This is a genomic window from Pseudonocardia sp. SID8383, assembly GCF_009864975.1.
GTDB lineage: Bacteria > Actinomycetota > Actinomycetes > Mycobacteriales > Pseudonocardiaceae > Pseudonocardia > Pseudonocardia alni.
The window spans coordinates 1-2,152 of sequence record NZ_WWFY01000306.1; the positions used below are offsets into that span (position 1 = coordinate 1).

A 2,152-nucleotide genomic window follows, 5' to 3' on the forward strand; every position below is an offset into this window, starting at 1 on the left:
CTGCGGGACCGGTTCGCCCACGCCGTGCGACGGCTGCCCGCCACCGAGCGCCGGTACCTCGCTGCGGTCGCCGTCGCGGGGGAGAAGGCCGACGACGTGATGCTGGCCCGGCTCGCCGAGCTGGACGCGACCGATCTCGCCGTGGCCGGTGCTGTCACCCGCAGCATGGGGCTCACCGGGCCCGAGGGCCACCGGCTGCGCCACGGCCTCGTCGGCGCCGCCCTCGGAGTCGTCCAGTCCTCGCACCAGCGCCGCGATCTGCACCTGCGTGCCGCCCGGATGCTGCGGGACGCGGGCGCGCCGTCCGACCGGATCGCCGCGCACCTTCTCACGGCCGGCGGGGCGGCTCCGGCCTGGACGGTCGAGGCGCTCCGCGACGCGGCGGGGACCGCGGTGCGGCGCGGAGAGTCGTGGACCGCCGTCCGCTATCTGCGACACGCCCTGCTCGCCGGACCGGACGAGCCGGGGCGGGCCGCCGTGCTGCTCGACCTGGCGGGCCTCGAGCGCTCGCGCGACACCGGGCTCGCCCTGCGCCGGATCGTCCAGGCAGTGCCGTTGCTCGGGTCGCTGCGGGAACGGGCCGCGGCGTTGTGCCGGGTGACCCCGCTCGCGCTGGAGGGCGCCGCGCCGCCGGTGATCGCGCTGCTGCGGGGGGTGGCCGAGGAGCTGGGCCGGTACGGGGGCACCGGGGACACAGAGACCCGCGAGCTCGCCCTCCGGGTCGAGGCCCGTCTGCACTACGTCGACAAGCACACCCGTGCCGGACTGTCCGCCGCCGCGGCCCGGCTCGACGAACTCGAGGCACTCCCGGACGGGCTACCGATCCGGACCCCGGGGGAGCGGGAGCTCGCCTGCGTCCTGCTGCACTCCGCCGCCGTCGGCGGACACCGGCCGGCGAGCGTGGTGGCCGCCGCCTGCCGGGCGGTCCTGGCCCGTGAGCCGGCGTCGTCGGACCACGTCCACAGCACGGTCGGGATGCTGGTGACCTGTCTGTGCATGGCCGACGCGGTCGAGGACCTCCCGTCCTGGCTGTCGGTCGCGCTCGAACAGGCGCGGGCCGAGCGCGCTCCGGTGGTCGAGGCGGTGCTGCACGCCGAGCTCGCCGCGGTCCTCGTGTGCTCCGGTCGCGTCGAGGAGGCCGCCGAGCAGGTGCGGTCGGCGGTCGAGCTGGTCGACGAGCTGGCCGACGACTCGCTGCTGCCCGGGACGGTGCTGGCCCCGGTGCTGACCGCGGTGCCGCACGGGCCCGGGGCGGACCGGGTGCTGGCCCGGTACGGCGCGACGCCGTCGGTCCCCCCGGGATTCGGGGCCTGCCTGCAGATGTTGCGGGCCCGGGTGGCCGCCGAGGCCGGCGACGCGGAGACCGCGCTGGAGTACTGCCTCGACGCCGGCCGCCGGTTCGACCAGGCGGGATGGACCGCCACCCCCGTGCCGTGGCGTCCGTGGGCGGTCGAGATCCTGGCCGAGCGCGGCCGCAGGGCCGAGGCCCGGGCACTCGCCGAGCAGGAGCTGGCGCGGGCACGCCGCTGGGGGGCACCGGCACAGCTGGGCCGGGCCCTGCGGATGCTCGGGCAGCTGGGCGGGACCGACCGGGGCGCGGAACTCCTCGAACAGGCGACCATCGTCCTGCGGACCTCGGGGGACCGGTCGGAGGCCGAGCGCGCGACCAGGGCGCTGACCGCACACCGCGCCCCACCGGGACCCGGTGACCTCCCGCCCCGGACCGGGGACCCGGCGGGACCGCCGCCGCGCCTGCACGACACCGTCGGGACGCCCGTACCCGGACACCGGCCCACCTCCCGTGCCTCCGCCGCGCTGACCCGGTCCGAGGAACGGGTCGCGACGCGCGCCTCCCGCGGCCTGACCAACCACGAGATCGCCGCTGACCTCGCCGTCAGCGTCCGGGCCGTGGAGAAGCACCTGACCGGCGTCTACCGCAAGCTGGGGGTGCCGGGCCGCGCGGCGCTCCGCCAGCTCCGGGAGAGTGGTTCCGATCGTATCGCCTGACCGGCCGGGGAGCGGCGCACCGCCGCCCGGGGACCGGCTGGCCGCGATGCTGCGCCACGAACCGCCCGGCGTGGTCGAGCTGGCCAGGGCCGTCGCCGTGCTCGAGCCGGACGCCGATGCCGGCACCCGCGCCCGGGTGGCCGGG

1 protein-coding gene is annotated in these 2,152 nt (G+C 77.9%); it reads left to right on the top strand.

What is annotated here, in order from left to right; genetic code table 11:
- On the top strand, nucleotides 1-2,007 hold a 2,007-nt coding region (locus GTW08_RS32665; protein ID WP_161151662.1), incomplete at its 5' end, for a LuxR C-terminal-related transcriptional regulator.
- Nucleotides 2,008-2,152 lie beyond the last annotated feature (145 nt).